Source organism: Tsukamurella sp. USMM236 (assembly GCF_037148755.1).
Classification (GTDB): domain Bacteria; phylum Actinomycetota; class Actinomycetes; order Mycobacteriales; family Mycobacteriaceae; genus Tsukamurella.
Window position 1 is genome coordinate 1 of sequence record NZ_JBBCSS010000032.1, and the last position, 223, is coordinate 223.

1 protein-coding gene is annotated in these 223 nt (G+C 63.2%); it reads left to right on the forward strand.

The genetic code is table 11. The annotated features are described in order from the left end of the window. Positions 1–213, forward strand: a 213-nt coding sequence (locus WFK95_RS24740; RefSeq protein WP_336672303.1) for a hypothetical protein, incomplete at its 5' end; no start/stop codon positions are given. Between the last annotated feature and the right edge of the window lie 10 nt (positions 214–223).

Consider the following 223-nt stretch of genomic DNA (forward strand, 5'->3'; position numbering starts at 1 on the left):
TCCCTTGATGAGGTGACCGACTGGCTGAAGTGGCCGCACAAGGATGCCGACCTGGAGACATTTCTGAAGCTTAACCAGCAGACCCGCGCTCTCGTGCTGCGCCTAATCGACGGTCCGAACAAGAAGGACTTCGAGGAGCTGCACGCCCACCCGAACGCACAGACACTCGCCTCGTGGCTGCTGGAGCTTCCTGCCTACGGCGGTGGCGCGTGACGCGCGCCGA